The sequence below is a fragment of the Ruegeria sp. BHSA163 genome, from assembly GCF_059613365.1.
On record NZ_JBXWSJ010000029.1, the window covers coordinates 35,853 to 55,072 of the forward strand.

General features: G+C 50.6%; 18 protein-coding genes and 1 riboswitch. Of the genes, 7 read left to right on the plus strand and 11 right to left on the minus strand.

All coding sequences use genetic code 11. The annotated features are described in order from the left end of the window. Window positions 1-98 precede the first annotated feature (98 nt). The 4 genes from AC2FNV_RS14330 to AC2FNV_RS14345 all read right to left on the minus strand — a co-directional run bounded on the left by AC2FNV_RS14330 (window position 99) and on the right by AC2FNV_RS14345 (window position 3,268). Window positions 99-1,553, minus strand: coding sequence for an NAD-dependent succinate-semialdehyde dehydrogenase (locus AC2FNV_RS14330; protein WP_170605611.1), 1,455 nt, complete (start codon window positions 1,551-1,553; stop codon window positions 99-101). 116 nt (window positions 1,554-1,669) lie between these two features. Further along, entirely contained in the window at window positions 1,670-2,107 is a 438-nt protein-coding gene (locus AC2FNV_RS14335; RefSeq protein WP_170605609.1) for a DsbA family oxidoreductase, read from the minus strand. Further along, complete coding sequence (locus tag AC2FNV_RS14340; protein WP_170605607.1) at window positions 2,046-2,615, minus strand: DUF4304 domain-containing protein; 570 nt, start codon at window positions 2,613-2,615, stop codon at window positions 2,046-2,048. Before AC2FNV_RS14340 ends, AC2FNV_RS14335 begins: the two co-directional genes overlap by 62 nt. A 206-nt stretch (window positions 2,616-2,821) precedes the next feature. After that, complete coding sequence (locus tag AC2FNV_RS14345) at window positions 2,822-3,268, minus strand: winged helix-turn-helix transcriptional regulator (RefSeq protein WP_170605605.1); 447 nt, start codon at window positions 3,266-3,268, stop codon at window positions 2,822-2,824. Between the two features lie 155 nt (window positions 3,269-3,423). Between AC2FNV_RS14345 and AC2FNV_RS14350 the strand changes: the two genes are divergently transcribed. Next, window positions 3,424-3,711 carry a VOC family protein gene (locus AC2FNV_RS14350; protein WP_496773684.1) on the plus strand — a complete coding sequence of 96 codons (288 nt, stop codon included), beginning with the start codon at window positions 3,424-3,426 and terminating at the stop codon, window positions 3,709-3,711. A 10-nt stretch (window positions 3,712-3,721) separates the two neighbouring features. Beyond that, on the plus strand, window positions 3,722-3,919 hold the full coding sequence (locus AC2FNV_RS14355; RefSeq protein ID WP_170605601.1) for a hypothetical protein: 198 nt from the start codon (window positions 3,722-3,724) through the stop codon (window positions 3,917-3,919). 404 nt (window positions 3,920-4,323) lie between these two features. Here AC2FNV_RS14355 and xylA read toward each other — a convergent pair whose 3' ends face one another. The 4 genes from xylA to xylF are packed head-to-tail and all read right to left on the minus strand — an operon-like array spanning window position 4,324 to window position 8,819. Continuing rightward, window positions 4,324-5,628, minus strand: a complete 1,305-nt coding sequence (gene xylA, locus AC2FNV_RS14360; RefSeq protein ID WP_170605760.1) for a xylose isomerase — start codon at window positions 5,626-5,628, stop codon at window positions 4,324-4,326. A 12-nt stretch (window positions 5,629-5,640) separates the two neighbouring features. After that, complete coding sequence (locus AC2FNV_RS14365; RefSeq protein WP_170605597.1) at window positions 5,641-6,444, minus strand: ATP-binding cassette domain-containing protein; 804 nt, start codon at window positions 6,442-6,444, stop codon at window positions 5,641-5,643. Next, window positions 6,444-7,742, minus strand: a complete 1,299-nt coding sequence (locus tag AC2FNV_RS14370; protein ID WP_170479976.1) for a sugar ABC transporter permease — start codon at window positions 7,740-7,742, stop codon at window positions 6,444-6,446. Before AC2FNV_RS14370 ends, AC2FNV_RS14365 begins: the two co-directional genes overlap by 1 nt. 57 nt (window positions 7,743-7,799) lie before the next feature. Next, complete coding sequence (gene xylF, locus AC2FNV_RS14375) at window positions 7,800-8,819, minus strand: D-xylose ABC transporter substrate-binding protein (protein WP_170605596.1); 1,020 nt, start codon at window positions 8,817-8,819, stop codon at window positions 7,800-7,802. A gap of 150 nt (window positions 8,820-8,969) precedes the next feature. Here xylF and AC2FNV_RS14380 point away from each other — a divergent pair, with 150 nt between their 5' ends. Then, on the plus strand, window positions 8,970-10,187 hold the full coding sequence (locus AC2FNV_RS14380; protein WP_496773688.1) for an ROK family protein: 1,218 nt from the start codon (window positions 8,970-8,972) through the stop codon (window positions 10,185-10,187). Further along, window positions 10,177-11,688, plus strand: coding sequence for a CRTAC1 family protein (locus AC2FNV_RS14385; RefSeq protein WP_170605592.1), 1,512 nt, complete (start codon window positions 10,177-10,179; stop codon window positions 11,686-11,688). Before AC2FNV_RS14380 ends, AC2FNV_RS14385 begins: the two co-directional genes overlap by 11 nt. Here the strand turns inward: AC2FNV_RS14385 and AC2FNV_RS14390 are convergent, their stop codons facing one another. Genes AC2FNV_RS14390 through xylB form a run of 3 tightly spaced genes read right to left on the minus strand, consistent with a single transcriptional unit; the run spans window position 11,689 to window position 15,394 of the window. Then, window positions 11,689-12,990, minus strand: coding sequence for a cytochrome-c peroxidase (locus AC2FNV_RS14390; protein ID WP_170605590.1), 1,302 nt, complete (start codon window positions 12,988-12,990; stop codon window positions 11,689-11,691). It lies immediately after the preceding gene. Further along, on the minus strand, window positions 12,987-13,940 hold the full coding sequence (locus tag AC2FNV_RS14395; RefSeq protein ID WP_170605588.1) for an aldose epimerase family protein: 954 nt from the start codon (window positions 13,938-13,940) through the stop codon (window positions 12,987-12,989). Before AC2FNV_RS14395 ends, AC2FNV_RS14390 begins: the two co-directional genes overlap by 4 nt. Then, window positions 13,937-15,394, minus strand: coding sequence for a xylulokinase (xylB, locus tag AC2FNV_RS14400; RefSeq protein WP_170605586.1), 1,458 nt, complete (start codon window positions 15,392-15,394; stop codon window positions 13,937-13,939). The genes AC2FNV_RS14395 and xylB overlap by 4 nt, the downstream gene beginning before the upstream one ends. Before the next feature lie 332 nt (window positions 15,395-15,726). Next, window positions 15,727-15,832: riboswitch (TPP riboswitch) on the plus strand. 32 nt (window positions 15,833-15,864) lie between these two features. Here xylB and thiB point away from each other — a divergent pair. Genes thiB through AC2FNV_RS14415 form a run of 3 tightly spaced genes read left to right on the plus strand, consistent with a single transcriptional unit; the run spans window position 15,865 to window position 19,047 of the window. After that, entirely contained in the window at window positions 15,865-16,845 is a 981-nt protein-coding gene (thiB, locus tag AC2FNV_RS14405; RefSeq protein ID WP_170605584.1) for a thiamine ABC transporter substrate binding subunit, read from the plus strand. After that, window positions 16,821-18,368: a thiamine/thiamine pyrophosphate ABC transporter permease ThiP gene (locus AC2FNV_RS14410; RefSeq protein WP_170605582.1), complete on the plus strand. Its 1,548-nt coding sequence runs from the start codon at window positions 16,821-16,823 to the stop codon at window positions 18,366-18,368. Before thiB ends, AC2FNV_RS14410 begins: the two co-directional genes overlap by 25 nt. Continuing rightward, complete coding sequence (locus AC2FNV_RS14415; protein ID WP_170605580.1) at window positions 18,355-19,047, plus strand: thiamine ABC transporter ATP-binding protein; 693 nt, start codon at window positions 18,355-18,357, stop codon at window positions 19,045-19,047. Before AC2FNV_RS14410 ends, AC2FNV_RS14415 begins: the two co-directional genes overlap by 14 nt. The last annotated feature ends 173 nt before the right edge of the window (window positions 19,048-19,220 follow it).

Here is a 19,220-nt window from a genome sequence, read left to right on the forward strand (position 1 = left end):
TTGGACAAATTTGTAAATTCTTTAATGTAAAAATTGCTCCCAAGCTCTTCCCGAGGATAAGACCCCGGGAAGAAATCTAAACCAGCTTCCTAACTTGGTTAGGTTGCCACGTCAAAATCGACGGCAGTGTATTTTTTGTCCAGATAGTCTTCCAGACCTTGGCTACCGCCTTCCTTGCCCAGACCACTTTCCTTGACACCACCAAACGGCGCTTCAACCGTTGTGATCAGGCCAGAGTTTACGCCAATCATTCCGTACTCCAACCCTTCGTTGAGACGCATGATTCTGCCAAAATCTTTGGTATATGCGTATGCACAGAGGCCAAACTCAGTATCATTCGCCATAGCGATTGCTTGGTTTTCGCTGTCAAAGCGGAAAATAGGAGCGAGTGGTCCGAATATTTCTTCTTTCGCAACGCGCATGCTTTGATTGGCTTCAGTAACCACGGTGGGATGGAAGAAGGTATGGCCAAGCTCATGCCGGGTTCCGCCTGTCGCGACTTTTGCACCGCGGTCAACTGCATCAGCCAACAGTTCTTCTACCTTTGCCAGGCTGTCATCATCGATCAGTGGCCCTTGTTGAACACCTTCGTCAAGGCCGTTACCAATTTTTAAGGCGTTGGTTTTTTCAACAAGCTTTTCAACGAATGCATCATATACGTCCGAGTGTACGTAGAAACGGTTGGCGCAAACACAAGTTTGTCCTGAATTTCTGAATTTCGAAATGATAGCACCTTCAGCAGCGGCATCCAGGTCGGCATCTTCAAAGACCAGAAACGGCGCATTGCCGCCCAATTCCATGCTGACTTTCTTGACTGTGTCCGCAGACTGCCGGATTAGTTCTTTTCCGACTTCGGTCGAACCTGTGAAAGTAACTTTGCGTACATCCGGAGAGCTCATTATCGCGCCACCAATTTGACGGGCAGAACCTGTCAGAATATTCACGCTTCCTTTGGGAAATCCGACCTCTTCGCAAAGTGCACCCCAGGCCAATCCTGAGTACGGCGTGGCAGTGGCTGGTTTTGCGACCACGGTGCAGCCAGCTGCTAGAGCCGGGCCGAGTTTGCGGGCCAACATCGATGACGGGAAGTTCCACGGGGTGATCATGCCAACGACGCCCACGGGGTGAGTTGTAACAAGGAACTTTCTGCCGTTCGTTGGCGAGGGAACAATCTCACCTTTGGTTCTGCGGATTTCTTCGGCGAACCAACGGACATAAGCAGCCCCAATGGTAATCTCGCCCAGAGATTCAGCGAGTGGTTTGCCTTGTTCAATTGTGAGAAGTTCCGCAAGGCTCTGTTTGTTGTCCAGCAGGGCGTCTTGCAGGTCCCAAAGAAGATTGACCCGTTCGAGCAGTGGCATCGATGAAAACTCAGGGAACGCTAGTTTAGCAGCTTCAATTGCGCGCAGGGTCTCTTCTGTGCCGCAGTTCGGAACAGTTCCGATCACTTCGCCGGTCGCAGGATTCTGGACGTCGATCAGAGCATCCGAGTCAGCGGCAATCCAGTCCCCGCCTACATAGCATGCTTCTCTCAAGTACTTTTGGTAGCTCACATATATCTCCTTAGTCTTCTTGTTGAACGCTTTCGGTGAACCTTTGAGGTCACCTGAGGCGTTAAAGAGTTTTTACTTCACTGTTAGATCGCAGTGTTTGATTCCGGGGCAGCGGCTCAATTTCTTTGGGCACCCAAGAGTATTTTGGAATAGGTGTCCACACCTTGAGCCCCGGAAACGGCAAAAGACGGTCGAATGACCACAGTTGGTACACTGCTGACCCTTAAATCTGTCCAGTAGCGTTGGCGTGTGCGAACGGCCATGGCTCTGCTTTCTTCTTCAAGGACTTTACGCACGTTGTCGTCGGGCAGCCCTACAGAGTCTGCAATTTTGACCAGTATTTCAATGTCACTGATATTTTGTCTTTGACCGAAGAAGGCTTCAAACAGCTTGATCGAAACGTCCTGGGATTTGTCGTAGTCTCCGGCATAGTTAACTAACTGATGAGCTTTGAATGTGTTGTACATTCGCATTTCATCAAAATAGTCGAATTTAAATCCAAGTTCGGCTCCGATTGCAGATATCCTTTCGCGCGATCGAATGCTTCCCTCCAAAGTTGTCCCATACTGCCTTCGGTTGTCGCTGAAATAGGTGGGCTGAACTACTATTCCTGGAGTACGACTTTGTTTGTGCTGGCCTCGATTGTGTCCGCCGCACTGACCTCGCGCTTGAAAAACGCACTTGGCGCACAAGGCGCATATCTGCAAGTTTTTGGTGCAGTGACTTCAAGTCATCATTGGATCTAAAACTCCACCAGATATCCATTCGCTGATCAAAGAAAAATCCGAGTCTGCCGAAACAAACACACTCACTCAATTGATGGACGTCTCCCGTTTGGCCGGAGTATAGTTCCCAAACACCGGGAAGCATTAGACCGCAATCGACCGTGAAATCGCACTCACCTGCTGATGAATGATGGCTGAATTGAAGGCCCACCAGCGCCAAGAACTCACCTATTGGCCTTGAGGTTAAACGGGTCGAAACCTTATTAAAGCCCAGTCCCGCGAGATCCTGAAAGACGATCTTGTCGAACTCTTTTTGAACTAATGAGCGGAGGGACATTTCGGAAACCTGTTTTAATCAAAACGGAAAATCTAGGATGTCATTTAAACTAGTGATGTGCTGGCATGGCCACGGCACTTCGGGTGCAAAAAACATTTTTCTTTGATGGCCGCTTAGGACATATCAAGTTTTTAATCCTGAGGCGTTTGGTTGGGCAATCAAAACGGTACAGTGACGAATTTCCATTATGGACTCATTCGATCAAGTCACGATTTAGGGGTTGAGAAAATCTCGGAGTTTACTCGCTCAATCTCTGTTTCGTACCAGGCAACCGCTCCGGAAAAATCTTTCTTCAATTCCTCAGCAAATGAGTTTGGCGCTTCGGTATTTTCATCATACTTCGTCGACCATAACATCAAGTTGAGTAGGGCAGGGAGAAGGTCCCGAGCTTTTCCCGTCGGAAAGTAGCAAATCCTGCTGGCTTTGCGGGGATCAACCTCTCGGTCCAATATTCCTTCAGTTTCTAGTTTGGACAGGCGATTTGCAAGAATGTTCGTTGAGATTCCTTCAGGTGAATTGAGCAGTTCGCTGTACGTTCTTTTCCCCAAAAGCAGCACGTCCCTTAGGATTAGAAAACACCACTTGTCACCAATGAGCCCTGCCGCATAGCGCGTCGGGCATCCGTTCCATTTGGCTGGTCGCAATCTCGTCATATTCAATAAATAGAGGCGCAGGTTTTTTCTTGCAATATGCAAGAAAAGAGTCTAGCTCAATATTACTTGCAAAAAACAAAAGGAATTAGCTAATACCTTCTCCTTTCGTATGGTTCGATAATGTCAGTGCTAACCGCGCCAAGACAAATGATTTTATGCAGCAGACTTTTGGCTGGGTACCGGACGACATTGGGGAAATGACGTTCTTGACGCTTAATGGACAAGACAAACCGTTTGCCGCCATCACGGATGAAATGGAATCGGTATCGGGCTGGGTGCCATATTTGGAAGTCGATGATCTGCCTGCGGCAGTTTCTGACGCCAAAAAGCGCGGTGCGTCCATTATCGCAGAGGATCTTCAAGGCCCAGCAGGTGTAGCCACATTCATCCTTGACCCCGGTGGCGCAACGATCGCGTTGTGGAAACGCGCGTCCAGTGCATAGGGACTGGACGATGAAAATTTTTCTTTCCTCGATCGCCTATATTCTGGTGGTATTCCCGCTCGCCCTTGGGTGGCATGTTGGTTTGTTTAAAGAACAATACGAGAGTTTTGGTTATTTTGCTGGCGAACCTAACGTGTTCATCGGCTTGCTGACAATTTTGACTCAGGGGATCGCTCCCGTCGATTTTTCCGTTGTTTCACACCGGTAGCGTTGGAATGGTTCGCGCGTTTCAGTTTTCCTCGTTGATGGGGATCTTCTTTTGGACATCACATGTGCTTGCCTTTGTTGCGAAACAAAATGTGCCAAATGCTGGTGGGTTTGTTTTGTTGGAGACAGGGTATCTCGCGCTTCAATTTGGAATTTATGCCTTTCTATTGAGCCTTATCTATCGAGCTGAGATCTGATGCATTGGGATGCCGCAACCATGCAATTGGTTCCGTCTCCTCTTCGGATTGCCTGTAAAAGTTGACTCGGCCAGAGCGTTGACCGAGTCCTTGCTTTGGTTTGAGCTTGTTTGCGTCTTGGTGAAGAAGCCATTATCAGAATTTGCTGTTTTTCGTGAACGTTTCCGGGATGTCTTTTTTTCCTCAAACGTCCCGCTGTCTGCTTCGATCAGACAAATCGGTTTACGTAGTTTTCCAAATACTCTTGCCGTCCCGAACGCGGCTTGGGATTTATCCCTTGATCCAAAACACGAGCAGTAATTTCTTCCAGGCCAGACTCCAACATGGACTGAGCCTCGTCTGTTTGCCAACCTGAATATCTCTTCGCCAACTCCATTGCCAGGCCGCCGTCCTCGACCATTGCCGCTGCCGCCTTAAGCCCTCGCGCGCAGATATCCATGGCTCCAATATGTGCTGCAATTAGGTCTTGTGGGTCAATCGACTGACGGCGCAGTTTTGCGTCAAAGTTTGTGCCCCCTGTCGAAAAACCTCCTGACTTCAATATGTGATAGTAGGCTAAGGCAACTTCGGGCGTATTGTTGGGAAATTGGTCTGTGTCCCAGCCAGACTGATAATCGTTCCGGTTCATGTCGATGGAACCGAGCATTCCTTCTGCGGTGGCCACCGCTATTTCATGCTCAAAACTGTGGCCGGCTAAGATAGCATGGCCCTGTTCCAGGTTTAGCTTTACGTCGTTTTCCAGTCCGTATTTTCTTAGAAACCCGATGCAGGTTGCCGCGTCGAAGTCATACTGGTGCTTTGATGGTTCTTGCGGCTTGGGTTCTACCAGAATGGTTCCCTTGAATCCGATCTTGTGCTTGTAGTCGACAACCATGCTCAGAAAACGGCCCATGTGATCGAGCTCTGCTTGCATGTCTGTGTTCAAAAGGGTCTCGTATCCTTCACGCCCGCCCCACAGCACATAATTTTCTCCGCCGAGCTTATGCGTGGCGTCAATGCACGACTTCACGGTGGCAGCAGCAAAAGCAAACACATCAGGATCAGGGTTGGTGCTTGCGCCAGCCATCCAGCGGCGATGACTGAACATATTCGCCGTTCCCCACAAAAGCTTTGTGCCAACCGATTGCATCTTTTCACCGATATAGTCGGTGATTTCTTCAAGAGTCTTCAGGTTGGCAGCAAAATCCCCCTGCTCGGGTCGGATATCGGCATCGTGCCAGCAAAAATAGGGTTGTCCAAGAATTTCAAACATCTCGAACGCCACATCGGCCTTCATCTTGGCCCGTCCCATGTCATCCTGGGGATGCCATGGGCGTTCAAATGTGGCGCCGCCGAAAGGGTCTCCTCCCTCCCAAGCAAACGAATGCCACCACGCTACGGCAAATCGCAAGTGATCTTCCATGCGCTTGCCCAAGACTATCTCGTCCGGGTTGTAATGGCGGAAGGCCAGCGGGTTTGTACTTTCCGCGCCTTCAAATCGGGCTTTTTCAATCCCCTCAAAGAAATCACTAATCATAGTTGCCCCCTAATCTGCCGTTTGCCCGGGCTGCTTGCCGAGGATGATCATGGATAAAAGGTCATCGTCTGTCACATCGGCGATGTTCACTGTTCCTACCAGTTTTCCGTTCTTCATAACGGATGCCCGGTCACACAACTCCATAACGGCGTGCACATCGTGATCGATCAGAAAAATTCCTATTCCCTGTGCCTTTAACTGGTGGATCAAGTCGGCAACCATCTGTGTTTCGTGTGGCCCCAACGCAGCGGTTGGTTCGTCCATAATCAGTATACGGGCATTGAAATAAACCGCGCGGGCAATCGCAACCGACTGTCTTTGTCCACCGGATAGGGCTGAGACCGGATCGTTGAACTTTTGAAAGTTGGGGTTCAACTGAGCCATAATTTTTCGGCATTCAGCCTCCATCGCGGCGTCATTTACTAACCCCATCGGAGTGACCATTTCTCGCCCGAGAAAGAGATTGGACGTTGCATCCAAGTTGTCAGCCAAAGCCAGAGTTTGATAGATAGTTTCGATGTTGTTGGCCCTGGCGTCGCGCGGGTTGTCAATGTCGACTGGCTTGCCGTCAATCAGAATTTCGCCTTGGTCCATTTGATAGGCACCAGACAAAACCTTAATCAGCGTCGATTTGCCTGCTCCGTTGTGGCCTAAAAGTCCAACAACTTCACCGGGGTAAAGATCGACCGAGACGTGATCAACCGCTTTGATACCGCCGAATGATATGGAAATGTCGCGCATTTCCACTAATGGAGGCGCACCTGACCCCCGGCCCATATTTGCGGTCGTTTTTTTTGTGTCCTGATCTTGCATCACTTTGCCCCCAAACGCTTGCGGTAGACAATGTCGATATAGACGGCCAAGACCAAAACAGTGCCGACGACAATGTTCTGAAACGGTGCGTCGACACCTACCATGGCCATGCCAGATTGAAGGGCCTGCATGATTAGTGCGCCCAATATCGCGCCGTATATCGTCCCGATTCCGCCGGACAGGGCTGTACCTCCGATGACTGCGGCGGCAATCACCCTTAGTTCGTCAAGCGTGCCGATGTCATTGGAATGATTGGCCAATCGCGCAGAGGCGACCACTGCTGAAACGGCACAAAGGAATCCCATAAGAGCGAAAACCTTTACCGTTAACCACCGGGTGTTGATACCGGAAAGCTCAGCGGCGTCGGGATTGCCACCAGTCGCAAATATATAGCGACCAAATCTCGTTTTACGCGCCACAACTGTCAAAATGACTGCCACAATGATCAGAATTAGAACCGAAATTGGAATGCCGTAGCCAACGACTAACCCTTCGGGCATTGTTTCGCCGCGTGCCTCAAACATGCGTTCCAATCTGCGGGTAGGTATTTGGTAGCTGTTTACAATGTAAACGTAACCCAGGATGGAGACTGTCATAATAGCTGCAAGGGTTGACTCCGCCCAAACTGGTTTGACGGGAAAACCGTGTGCAGCTTTTGCTCGCCTGCTGCTCCACAATGCCCATATTGCGACTGCCGCGGCCAGAAAACCAAACATCCAACTTGCCGTGGTGCCCAATGTTCCGTTGGTTCCGCCGAACTTTAGAAAGTTGCTGTCCAAGGGGCCGATAGTCTGTCCGCTGGTCAGATACCAAGCAACGTTTCGCCAAACCAGAAATCCGCCAAGAGTCACAATGAATGCCGGGATCGTAAGATAGCCGACCATCCACCCATGAAATGCTCCGATCAGGGTTCCGACCAAAAGTCCGATTACAATTGTGATTGCCCAGGTTGCCGGATTGTTCAAACCCATGCCCAACATGTGGGGCAATAACTCGGTCTGAGTCATTGCCATTACTGCAGAGGTCGTTGCCAACAGTGCACCCACTGACAGGTCGATGTGGCGTGTGACGATTATGAAAACCATTCCGCACGCCATAATTGCCACTGACACAGTCTGAATCGATAAGTTGAACAGGTTTCGCGGTGTAAGGAACCGCCCGTCTGTGACGATGTTGAAGCCAATGCAAAGGATGACGAACGCGCCGATCATTCCCAAAAGCCGCATGTCCAATTCCAATTGCTGGAATAGGCTGGCCTTTGCTTTTTGAGGAACCGGCTGAGACGAAGTTTCGGTCATTTCCGATCTTTCATATTCAGCTAGTGTCCCCGACCTGAGGGCCGGGGACAGCGTGTTTTAGTTACAGGGTGCAGGTCCGTTTTCAACACCCTGGCAAAGGTCTGCTAGTGGAATCCAACCGGCATCTACAACGACCGAAAGGTTGTCTTTTGTGATTGGTACCGGGGCAAGGAATACCGAATTCATCTCGGTGCCACCGGGCGATGTCCAGCTGACCGCGCCTTCGATGTCACCTGGGCTGGTACCGCCACTAAGAGCCACTGCGATTTCGCCTGCCGCTTTCCCAAGTTCGCGCGCGTCTTTCCAAACCGATACTGTTTGGGTTCCCAAAGCGACCCGGTTCAACGCCGCATGGTCGCCATCCTGTCCCGAGACGGGAATACCTTCCATGCCCTGTGCGGTCAGTGCAGCTACAACACCGCCGGCCGTTCCGTCATTAGAGGCAACAACGGCATCGACATTGTTTTCGTTCGCTGTCAGAATTTGTTCCATATTACGCTGCGCGTTTGCCGGAAGCCAGCCGTCAGTATATGCCTCACCGACAATTACAATGTCTCCGCTGTCAACTGCAGACTGAATGATTTCTTGCTGTCCGCCCCGTAGGAAATCGGCATTCGGGTCGGTCGGCGACCCTTTGATCATGACGTAATTACCCTTTGGCATCGCGTCAAAGACTGCACGCGCCTGCATCCGGCCAACTTCGACATTGTCAAAAGTCAGATAGAACGCACGATCGTCTTCGATCAATCGATCATACGCTATGACAGGAATACCCTCATCAGCAGCGGCCTGTACTGCCGGGCCGATTGCTTGTGCGTCTTGTGCAAGAATGATCAGTGCGTCCACACCCTGAGCGATAAGGCTTTCAATGTCCGACAGCTGTTTTGCAGAAGACGATTGAGCATCCGCTGAGATGTATTCAGCGCCGCCTGCTTCTAATGCTGATTTGATCGCCGCTTCGTCTGTCTTCCAGCGTTCTTCCTGAAAGTTTGACCAGCTTACGCCAACAACGGGGTCTGCAAAAACAGCCGAGCCCATCAATGCAACCGCAGCCGAAAAGCTGAGAATTCTTTTCATGATTTCCTCCCAAAGGCCGAGTCATCCTGTCGTGATTCGTGACTCTCGAATTTTGAGTACCATATTTATTTCAGCGGGTAAAATATTTAACCTATCGGGCGCGTGAATTTCCTAATAGATTGACCAAATGACGAGATTCGCGAGGAAAGAATGCTAAGCAACAAGGACTCGCCGGTTTCCTTGGACCAAAGGAATGCCACCCGCTTGCGGGTTCTCGAACACATTAGAACAAGAGGGGCGACATCGCGTATTGATATTGCCACTGCTTTGAATACCAGCCCTGCAACGGTTACCGCTGCTACCGCCGATCTTATTTCAGCCGGGTTGATCAAAGAGGTTGTAGGGGAATCAAAGTCGAAATCTGCAAATCGAGGCAGGCCAAGAGTTTTACTGCAACTGGACGGAAGCTCTTATTTCGTTGCAGGTTTGAAAATCGCACGACAAGTAATTTCAGTTTTGTTGGTCGACTTTGAAGGCAAAGAAGTCTCCTTGCACACGCATTCCTTGAACAAAACCAGTATGTCGCCACGCGATTTGGTGAAAACAATATACACTGCACTGGAACAGGCTTGTTCACGGACAGAAATAACGATTGGTGACTTGTCTGGTGTATCAATTGGGATAGCGGGACTGGTGGATGCAAAGAGGAATTTTGTTCATTGGTCGTCATCCTTGACCGAGCGAAACGTGGATTTTAGTCGATTGTTCAAGGAATATATTCCCTGCCCTGCGTTTATCGAAAATGATGCAAATCTGGTTGCAAAGGCGGAACAGCTTTTTGGATTGGGAATCGGGCTCAGGAACTTTCTTGTCGTTACAATCGAACACGGTGTCGGCCTTGGAATTGTGCTGGATGGAAAACTATACCGAGGAGAGCGCGGGTGTGGAGCTGAATTTGGCCACGCAAAAGTTCAACTGGATGGTGCTTTGTGCCAATGCGGTCAGCGAGGGTGCCTTGAAGCTTACGTCGGTGATTATGCTCTGATCAGAGAGATGACCGTTGCGACGCAAGATAGAAAGCCAGAAACGGTATCCGATATACACGAACGGGCCAACTCGGGTGAGCAAATGGCGATATCAGTACTGAATCGAGCCGGTCAGATGTTTGGTCTTGGGATCTCCAATTTGATCAACTTGTTTGACCCAGAGTGCATCATTTTGTCTGGCGCCCAGATGAGTTTTGAACATTTGTGTTCGGACGAAGTCATGGATCGGATTCAGAGCGGAGTAGCCAACGTAGATGCTCCTTTGCCCGACATAAAAGTACATCACTGGGGTGATCTGATGTGGGCCAAGGGCGCGGCTGCATACGGCATCGAACAGGTGTCGATTCTTAAAGTCAAAGAGTTGCCGACGAATGCGGCCTGAGCTTATCGTTTCGATCGTGGTCGCGACGGCTGCCGATGCCGAGACAAAAATCCCAAGTTTTGCGACAGTAGAAATTCCTGCACATGTATACGACGGTGGTTGGGAACATTTCGTCGGTGGAGGTGTAGCCGTTTTCGATTGCAATGGTGACGAATTGCCCGAGCTATTTGTGGCGGGCGGTTCCAATCGATCTCAACTTTTCAAAAACACATCCTCTGACAAAATTTCGTTTACAATCGATACACCTGATGAATTGTCACTGACTGGGGTGACCGGGGGTTATCCGATTGATGTCGATAGCGATGGCATCCTTGATCTTGTTGTCTTGCGCGTGGGCGATGACCTTTTGTTTAAAGGCAATCCTGATTGTGAATTTAGCCCATTCAGTGAATTTGATTTTCAGGCCGAGGATCATTGGACAACAGGTTTCTCGGCGACATGGGAAGGCAGACAAACACTGCCTACTTTGGCGTTTGGAACCTATGTTGATCGGTTCGATCCAAATGGTCCTTTCGGAACCTGCGGACCAACTGTTCTTTATCGCCCAGAGGAAGGGAAATACCGCAAGCCGGAACATTTGGAGCCAGGTCACTGCTCACTGTCCATCCTTTTTTCAGACTGGGCACGAAACGGCCGTGCAGACCTTCGGGTCAGTAATGACCGACATTATTATGTCAACGATGGGCAAGAACAGTTATGGGCCATGGAACCTGCGCCACGGCTTTATTCGCTTGAAGAGGGATGGATGCCATACTCAATCTGGGGGATGGGTATCGCGTCACGTGATCTAAACGGCGATGGGTTTCCCGAAGTTTACCTTACATCAATGGGCGATCAGAAACTTCAGGTTTTCGACTCCGATGTCGATGGGCCAACATGGCGCGACGCAACTTATGAAAAAGGTACAACGGCTCACAGGCCACACTTAGGGGGCGACGGTCGCCCTTCGACTGGATGGCACGCCCAGTTCGGCGATTTTAACAATGATGGTTTAGACGATATTTTCGTAGCCAAAGGAAATGTCGAGCAGATGCCCGATGCTGCCCTTTACGATCCTAACAACATGCTATTGCAACAAGGGGACGGTCAATTCTTTGAAGCTTCGGTTGAAGCGGGCATCGCATCCATGTCCAAGTCCCGTGGCGCGGCAATCGTGGATTTGAACAACGACGGCAAACTGGACTTGGTGGTAGTCAATCGGGGAAGTGAACTCGAAGTCTATCAAAACCAGCTCCAAACTGGGAACTGGTTGATGTTGGATGTCGTGCAGAAGCGACCCAATCGAATGGCGGTGGGTGGATTTATCGAGATCGAAACTTCGATTGGACAGCAAGTCAGAGAAATAACTATTGGAGGAGGCCACGCAAGCGGGATTGCAGGTCTTCATCATTTTGGGCTTGGTTATGACGAGCTTGTTACAGTTAGGGTCATTTGGCCCGATGGCGTCGAAGGTGACTGGCAGGCCTATACCCCAAACCAGATAGTCAGAGTAACTAGGTAACTAATTTTCAACTGGCAGACCGCTTGGAACCTCTTTCGGAACACCCAACCGTTTTGCGGGGTCTTCCAGAGCGCCGAGAAAGGCCAAGATCGCGCTGATTTCTTTATTTGTCAGGCTAATCTCCGGCAGGTCATTGCTGTCCAAGATCGCATTTAGATGAGCCGAGTCCAATAGCGACCGCGTGTCGTCAGATTTCGGGATCTCAGGTAACAGAGCCAATTCGACGGAGTACGTGCGTAAGGATGTAGAAGGGTCCAGATGATGACGTATGATGTCTTCGAGTTGTGAAAAAGCACCATTATGCCCGTACGGCGCCGTTAACGTGACATTCCGCAAAGACGGTGTGCGAAACGCAAATGCATCTTCCGGATTGCCGGTTACACGCAGTCGCCCATCATCTCTGGCATGGTTCTCAAATCGCGCCGCTTTTCCCGGCCCAATCTGCGGCATCGCTATAGAATGAAATTTGTGATCTGTCTGGAACCACCCAGAGTGGCATTCGCTGCACCCTGCCTTTCCGTAGAACAGCTTTAAGCCAAGGCTCGCTTCCTCGGACAATGCTTCCTCACCTCGCATTGATCTGTCGAAGGCGCTGTTGTCAGCGCGCCATTCAAAGACGATAAAATCAGCCATCGCATTCGCTATCGCGGTGAAGGTGATGTCTTCACCCGGCGAAATTTCTTCAAACCGACGCTCGTATTCCGGTATTGCATCAACACGTGCTGCGATCAGATCCCATGCACCGCCTACTTGTGTTAGGAACCCCATTCGGACAGCTTTGCTAACGTCATTTTCCGAATAATGCCCTGCCATTTCATCTGGCGACAATACAGGGAACATGGCTTGTGCCGCCAAAGCAGATTTAAAACCCGGTCTCATGTGCATGCCCAAAGGCGTTCTTATACCATTCGGCTGCGCTGGATCTGTCTCAAGTCGTCCGTCATGAAAGAATGTCGTAAATTCCGTTGCGCCCAGATTCCAAAGACCAGGCGAATTGCGAGGAATTCGCTGTTCTGGAATATTCGTTAGGTCGATCAGTCGCTCGGTTCCCAAACCAATACCACCCTCTCCGATGCCAAGGGATAAGCCGTCTGATGTACCTAGTTTTGGGTGATGACAGGTTGCGCAGCTAATATTTTTGTTGCCTGAAAGTATAGGGTCGAAAAAGAGTAGTTGCCCCAGCTTAACACTTGATAGGTCCGGAGTGACGAATTCCGGGGTCGGTCCTAACGACTGCGCCCGAGCGCCAGATGACATCACCAGCAAAACACCTAAAATCGAAATAAGCAATTTGTAGATCATGTCTGGCACCCGGAAATTTCCAGCGTAAGTGTCTGACGGTAAGGATTTTCTGGTGTAGATATTACAGAGGGAAAAGATGGGATATTAATTGCATTGGGATAACCCGACGGTTCAATGCACAGCCCATCTCTTGGATAAAACGGAGTTTTCAGCTTGGCTCCAGAATAGACTTGGGCTCCGGGTTGATCTGAAAAAACACTTAAGGTCACTCCTGAAGGGGCGGCCAATTCTGCAACCAAGTTATCCGGTTTTCCTTTGGTATCAAACAGGTAGTAATGGTCTAAGTCAGGTGAGGACGTTCCAATTACCGTTGGTGATGAAAAATCCAAACCCGTGCCTGCCGCATTCCAGATTTTACCAGACGGGACGCCTTCCTCGTCGAATTCAAGCAACTGATTTGAGTCGAGCATAAGTTTATGTTCGGAAATTCCCGTTGTACTGCCTAAAGAGTAGTAGTTGTGTTGAGTAATGCTAATAGGTGTTGGACGATCAGGTTGCGCGTGAAACGAGTACACTAGTTTTGGAAACTCAAGAGTTACCTGAACCTCAAATTTTACTTTGCCAGGAAAACCGTTGTCCCCATCCGGTGAGGTCAAACGAAGCCGAGCTTCGGACGGCGAAATTCGAGAGATGTCCCAATGCCGATGCGATAAACCAGCCGGCCCACCGTGCAGGGTATTTCGGCCCTCGTTTGCGTTTAGTTCAAAATGGGATGTCCCCAAAGAAAACTTGGCTCCTCCGATCCGGTTGGCGACGCGTCCAACAATTGCGCCCATGTAATTCTTGTCGGTCAAATACGCCTTTGGATCATCGTATCCAAGGATCAAAGGAATTTCGTCGTACCACCAACCTTGCGTAATTGCGCCATAGCTTAACAAGGAAACGGTCATCGGACCGTCAGTTAGCAGAGTACATTCATCGGGGTCGCGATCTTCGCTTTGCAGTCTCATCGAGCGGCCAACGGTGAAAGCGCTGAATAATACTGAGTGTAGCGATGGTACTCGGTCTCATAAGCATCGGCTAAGCCGCGTATTGGTTCGATGGTTTCCTGTTGTTCCGGAGGTGTCATGACGTCCGCAGCAGAGGAGCGGTTAGCGGCACAAACAGCTAATCGTGCCGCGCCTTTTGCTGCCCCGATTTCGCTTCCTTTAGGCAATGTCAACGGTGTGTTCAGCACCGTGGCAAGGGTTTCCAGCCAATACCGGGACCGGGCCCCTCCGCCGACAGCGAGTAAGTTGGACGGCTGTGTGCCAGTGTTCTTTAAAGCCTCAAGGCAGTCCCTCATTGCATAAGCAACACCTTCCATCACGGACTGGGTGAGGTCTGCCTGCTCGGTAGCAACATCTATTCCCAAAAACGCGCCACGAATTGCGCTGTCGTTATGAGGAGTCCGTTCGCCTGACAAATACGGCAGAAATGTTATCGAAGACGGGCCAGTTATGTTTTGGGGCAAATCGGAAGCCAGCGTGCGAACTGGTTGGCCCACATTGCGTGAAAGCCAGTTCAAGCTGTTAGTGGCAGAAAGGATAACTCCCATCTGGATCCAGCGGTTAGGCACTGCATGGCAAAAACTGTGAACTGCGGTCTCTGGTGCAGGGCTGCAGGATCCCCGGGCTACAAGCAAAACACCTGACGTACCCAAGGACAAAAATCCATCGCCTTCGTTTATGCATCCGATCCCGCACGCCGCAGCAGCATTGTCGCCCGCGCCACCAGCAACAATGACAGGTTCGGACAAACCCCATTCTTGTCGCAGTTCGGGCCGAAGCTCGCCAGAAGACTCGCTCCCTTCAAGTAAGCGAGGCATTTGATCGAGACGCATATTGCTTAGTTCGAGTGCTGTATTCGACCAAGTCCGCGCGTTAACATCCAGCCACGATGTTCCCGCGCTATCGGACATTTCACTGACATATTCCCCGGTTAGCCAAAGTCTTAAGTAATCTTTCGGTAATAGAACTTTGGCGGTTTTGGAAAAGATATCAGGCTCGTGTGACCTAACCCATTCCAGTTTTGGAGCGGTGAAGCCAGGAAAGACGATATTTCCTGAAATCTTTCGCATTTCCGGATATTGGTCGAGCTTCTTCGCCTCGTCTGCAGACCTAGTGTCATTCCAAAGGATGCAGGGTCGCAAGGCATTGCCTTCACCATCAAGCAATGTCGCCCCGTGCATATGTCCGCTAAGGCCTATTCCTTTTAGCGCGCAAAATTCCTTGTTATTGGACGAGCGAAGATTTCCGATTACTTTCTCGCAAGCGGCCACCCAGTCCAGCGGAGATTGTTCGGACCAGCCGGGTTTGGGGTTCGAAGTTGTAATGGCAGCTTCGGCTTCGCTAATTACGACACCCGCTTCGTCCATAAGAATTCCCCTGAGCCCCGACGTTCCCAAGTCCAACCCAAGATACACTTTGCGCCCCTCTTTCGATTATTATTTCAGTGGGTAAAATTATTACGTAAAGACGTCTTGTCAACAAAAGTTTCACGAGTTTGGAACCTTTACCATACCTATCCCTGACTTCAAAAACGTGGCAGGTTCTTCCGCTCCTACGTATTCGGATTCGTATGTAATGTAGTAAATTCAAGCCCCTGTTTTACCCAAACTGACTTCGGAAAATACAAGGTCGCATTTTCAACAACATTCCTCGGTCAAGATATGCGGGGACTCGTCAGTAGGTTTTGTCAGATAGGATTAGATGAAGTTGGTTTTGGTTGTATTTTCTTCCAGTTCCTCCTAATCACAGTTTTACCTCGGGGTGCGCGGTAAGCCGCGCTGAGACGTCGTTTGACGAACCCGTTGAACCTGAACCGGCTAGAACCGGCGGAGGGAAAGGTGACGGTTTCATCCATCCTTGCCCTCTCGCCGCAATGGAGGATGACATGAAGCATCTGCTAATTGCTGCGGGACTTCTGAGTGCAACAGCGGCTTTTGCCGCCGACAAACCTCAGCTGACCGTTTACACGTATGACAGTTTTGTTTCCGATTGGGGACCAGGTCCGCAAGTGGAAGCTGCGTTTGAAGAGGTTTGCGACTGCAAGTTGAACCTTGTTGGCATCGAAGACGGTGCGGCGCTTTTGTCTCGCATTCGTCTTGAGGGCGAAAACACAGACGCCGATGTCGTGCTTGGGCTTGATAACAACCTGATCACATCTGCAAAGGAAACCGGTCTTTTTGCCCCTCATTCGGTGATTGCAGAGTACAACCTCCCGATCGAGTGGTCGGACGAAGTATTTGTGCCATTCGACTGGGGTTATTTCGCGTTTATTCTTAATGCCGATGCGGTAGCCCCTGCTAACTTCCGTGAATTGGCAGATAGTGATACTAAGATCATCATCCAAGATCCTCGCTCTTCGACGCCGGGTCTGGGCCTGCTCTTGTGGGTCAAGGCAGCATATGGCGAGGAGGCATCGGAAATTTGGGCGGGCTTGGCCGACAATATCGTGACGGTTACCAAGGGGTGGTCAGAAGCTTATGGACTTTTCCTTGAAGGTGAAGCTGACATGGTCCTCAGCTACACCACATCTCCCGCTTATCATTTGATCGCTGAAGAAGACGACAGTAAGGCGGCCGCGTCCTTTGACGAAGGTCACTACATGCAGGTCGAAGTTGCCGCAAAACTGGCGAATACCGATCAGTCCGAACTTGCTGATCAATTTTTGCAGTTTATGGTGTCAGACAAATTCCAACAGATTATTCCTACGACCAACTGGATGTATCCGGCGGTAACTCCGGCCAATGGGCTGCCTAAGGGATTCGAGACTTTGATTGTCCCCCAAAAGGCGCTTTTGTTTGAGCCGGATCAGGCCGCAACCGAACGTGAACAGGCAATTTCGGAATGGCTGAGCGCGCTCAGCCAATAAGCCCTCTACCCGGTGTCGGTGCAGCCACGCTTGTTGCTGCACTGATACTGGGTACTTTGGCAGCAGTTGCCCTGCGTGCTGACTCTGGTGGGATGTTTGCGTTTTCCGACTGGGCTGCCTTGCGTTTTACGCTGACACAGGCAGTTTTGTCTTCGGTGATCAGCGCTGGCCTTGCCATCCCGACTGCACGTGCGCTGGCGCGCAGGAGGTTTTTTGGCAGGCAGGTATTGATAGCCTTGTTAGGGGCTCCGTTTATTTTGCCGGTGATTGTTGCAATACTTGGCATTCTACAAGTATTTGGAAGGGCAGGTTGGATTTCTGAGGCTTTGGGCTTCTTTGGTCTTCCGGCCATCCGTGTATACGGATTACACGGTGTGGTGTTGGCACACGTATTCTTCAACTTGCCCTTGGCGACTCGTCTTCTTCTTCAGGGATGGCAGGAAATTCCGGCTGAACAGTTTCGGCTAGCTGCGCAGCTGAACTGCAAGGGTATGGCAATGTTTCGATTGCTTGAGTGGCCGATGCTGAAGCGCGTTCTACCCAGCGTTCTGGCAGTAGTTTTCGCGATCTGCTTGACCAGCTTCGCTGTCGCGTTGACGTTAGGCGGTGGACCGCGCGCAACAACGATTGAACTCGCAATCTATCAGGCGTTTACTTACGATTTTAATTTGGGTCGCGCTGCGCTTTTGTCCACTGTCCAATTGGCATTGACGGCTGCCGCGGCATTGGTCGCGTTGCGATTTACGCGGAAAGAAGGATTTCGAACAGGGCTTGACAGGGCAATTCGTCGATGGGATGGGGGCTCCCCAGCAATCGATACGTTTTGGATCTCCGCCACTGCGGCTTTTCTGCTGTTGCCCCTGTCGTCAGTGGTGATTTCCGGCGTTGTGGGGTTATTAGAATTGCCTACTCAGGTCTTCAAGGCGGCAGTTATTTCGGTTGCAGTGGCTGTTGCCAGTACTTCCATCCTTTTGTTCCTGGCATTGCCAATGGCCGCAGCTGTGGCAGTCAGGCGGCACAGCTTTGTTGAGCTGATCGGGATTCTCGGTTTGGCGGCGTCGCCATTGGTAATCGGCACGGGTTTGTTTATTCTGATCAGACCTTTTGTGAATCCAACTGCGGTGGCGTTACCGGTCACCGCGTTGGTTAACGCAGTTATGGCCTTGCCTTTCGCGTTGCGAATTCTTGTTCCGGCAGCGCAGGAAACTGTTACTCGGTACAGTCGGCTCGCTCTCTCGCTCGACATGAAAGGCCATATTTTTTTTGCGAGTGTCTTGCTGCCTCGCATGCGGGCACAGATCGGATTTGCGGCTGGTTTGGCAATGGCACTTTCAATGGGAGATTTGGGTGTCATCGCTTTGTTCGCAGATGCACAGGTGGCAACTCTGCCTTTGCAAATCTATCGTCTGATGGGTGCCTATCAGATGCAGGCCGCGGCCGGTAGTGCGCTATTATTGCTGATGCTGTCCATGGGATCGTTTTGGATTCTAGATCGCGGAGGTCGATGGCATGTTGAGACTTGATGAATGCGTCATCGCAAACGGTGATTTCGTTCTAAGGGCAAACCTTGAAGTCGCAGATGCCTCGTGCGTAGCGATTATCGGTCCTTCCGGAGCGGGCAAATCCACCTTACTTGAAGCTATCGCCGGGTTTCGTGATGTGAAGGGTGGCAGAATATTCTGGGATGGAGAGGACCTGACAAAACGGCCTCCGGGGAAACGTCCGGTGGCCTCGTTGTTTCAAGACAACAATCTTTTTCCGCATTTAAGCGCTGAGCAGAATGTGTCGTTGGGTATTCGTCCGAACGGGCGTGTTTCTAAAGATGAACGCGCTTTGGTCGCCTCCGCGCTTGGTCGCGTCGGCTTATTGGGGATGGGCACTCGCAAACCATTTGAGTTATCAGGGGGACAACAAAGCCGTGTGGCCTTGGCGCGAGTGTTGGTTCAGCAACGAGACCTGTTGTTGCTAGATGAGCCTTTCGCCGCATTGGGTCCTGCGTTGAAGGCCGAAATGCTGGATCTTGTGGCTCAACTTATTTCGGGAACCAACAAAACATTGTTGATGATTAGCCACGACCCGCAGGATGCGCGGCGCATCACGAACAAGTCTATCTTGGTCGCGGACGGAATAGCCCATCCGCCAGAACCGACGGAACATTTGCTGAATAATCCACCGCCGAGCTTACGCGATTATCTTGGGTGAAGTCAGGTACTGTGTAGCCAGCTACTAAAAAATTTCACACAATCAGAAGAGTTCCTTCCTCTATCGACCTGATTTCAAAATCATTGGAGCGGCCTGACCTGTCCAAAGACGACTTTTGCCAGAAGCCGAGAGAGCCGGGACATTTCGAAGGCTGATTTTGAATATTCGTGAAT

Bases quoted from the DNA above. Each gene is read 5' to 3' on its own strand.
- AC2FNV_RS14410 (WP_170605582.1), top strand. From the start codon at position 16,821: ATGGCTGAGCGCGCTCAGCCAATAAGCCCTCTACCCGGTGTCGGTGCA.
- AC2FNV_RS14395 (WP_170605588.1), bottom strand. From the start codon at position 13,940: ATGAGACTGCAAAGCGAAGATCGCGACCCCGATGAATGTACTCTGCTA.
- AC2FNV_RS14390 (WP_170605590.1), bottom strand. From the start codon at position 12,990: ATGATCTACAAATTGCTTATTTCGATTTTAGGTGTTTTGCTGGTGATG.
- AC2FNV_RS14345 (WP_170605605.1), bottom strand. From the start codon at position 3,268: ATGACGAGATTGCGACCAGCCAAATGGAACGGATGCCCGACGCGCTAT.
- AC2FNV_RS14365 (WP_170605597.1), bottom strand. From the start codon at position 6,444: ATGCAAGATCAGGACACAAAAAAAACGACCGCAAATATGGGCCGGGGG.
- AC2FNV_RS14340 (WP_170605607.1), bottom strand. From the start codon at position 2,615: ATGTCCCTCCGCTCATTAGTTCAAAAAGAGTTCGACAAGATCGTCTTT.
- thiB (WP_170605584.1), top strand. From the start codon at position 15,865: ATGAAGCATCTGCTAATTGCTGCGGGACTTCTGAGTGCAACAGCGGCT.
- AC2FNV_RS14355 (WP_170605601.1), top strand. From the start codon at position 3,722: ATGAAAATTTTTCTTTCCTCGATCGCCTATATTCTGGTGGTATTCCCG.
- AC2FNV_RS14350 (WP_496773684.1), top strand. From the start codon at position 3,424: ATGCAGCAGACTTTTGGCTGGGTACCGGACGACATTGGGGAAATGACG.
- AC2FNV_RS14370 (WP_170479976.1), bottom strand. From the start codon at position 7,742: ATGACCGAAACTTCGTCTCAGCCGGTTCCTCAAAAAGCAAAGGCCAGC.
- xylF (WP_170605596.1), bottom strand. From the start codon at position 8,819: ATGAAAAGAATTCTCAGCTTTTCGGCTGCGGTTGCATTGATGGGCTCG.
- AC2FNV_RS14415 (WP_170605580.1), top strand. From the start codon at position 18,355: ATGTTGAGACTTGATGAATGCGTCATCGCAAACGGTGATTTCGTTCTA.
- AC2FNV_RS14380 (WP_496773688.1), top strand. From the start codon at position 8,970: ATGCTAAGCAACAAGGACTCGCCGGTTTCCTTGGACCAAAGGAATGCC.
- AC2FNV_RS14385 (WP_170605592.1), top strand. From the start codon at position 10,177: ATGCGGCCTGAGCTTATCGTTTCGATCGTGGTCGCGACGGCTGCCGAT.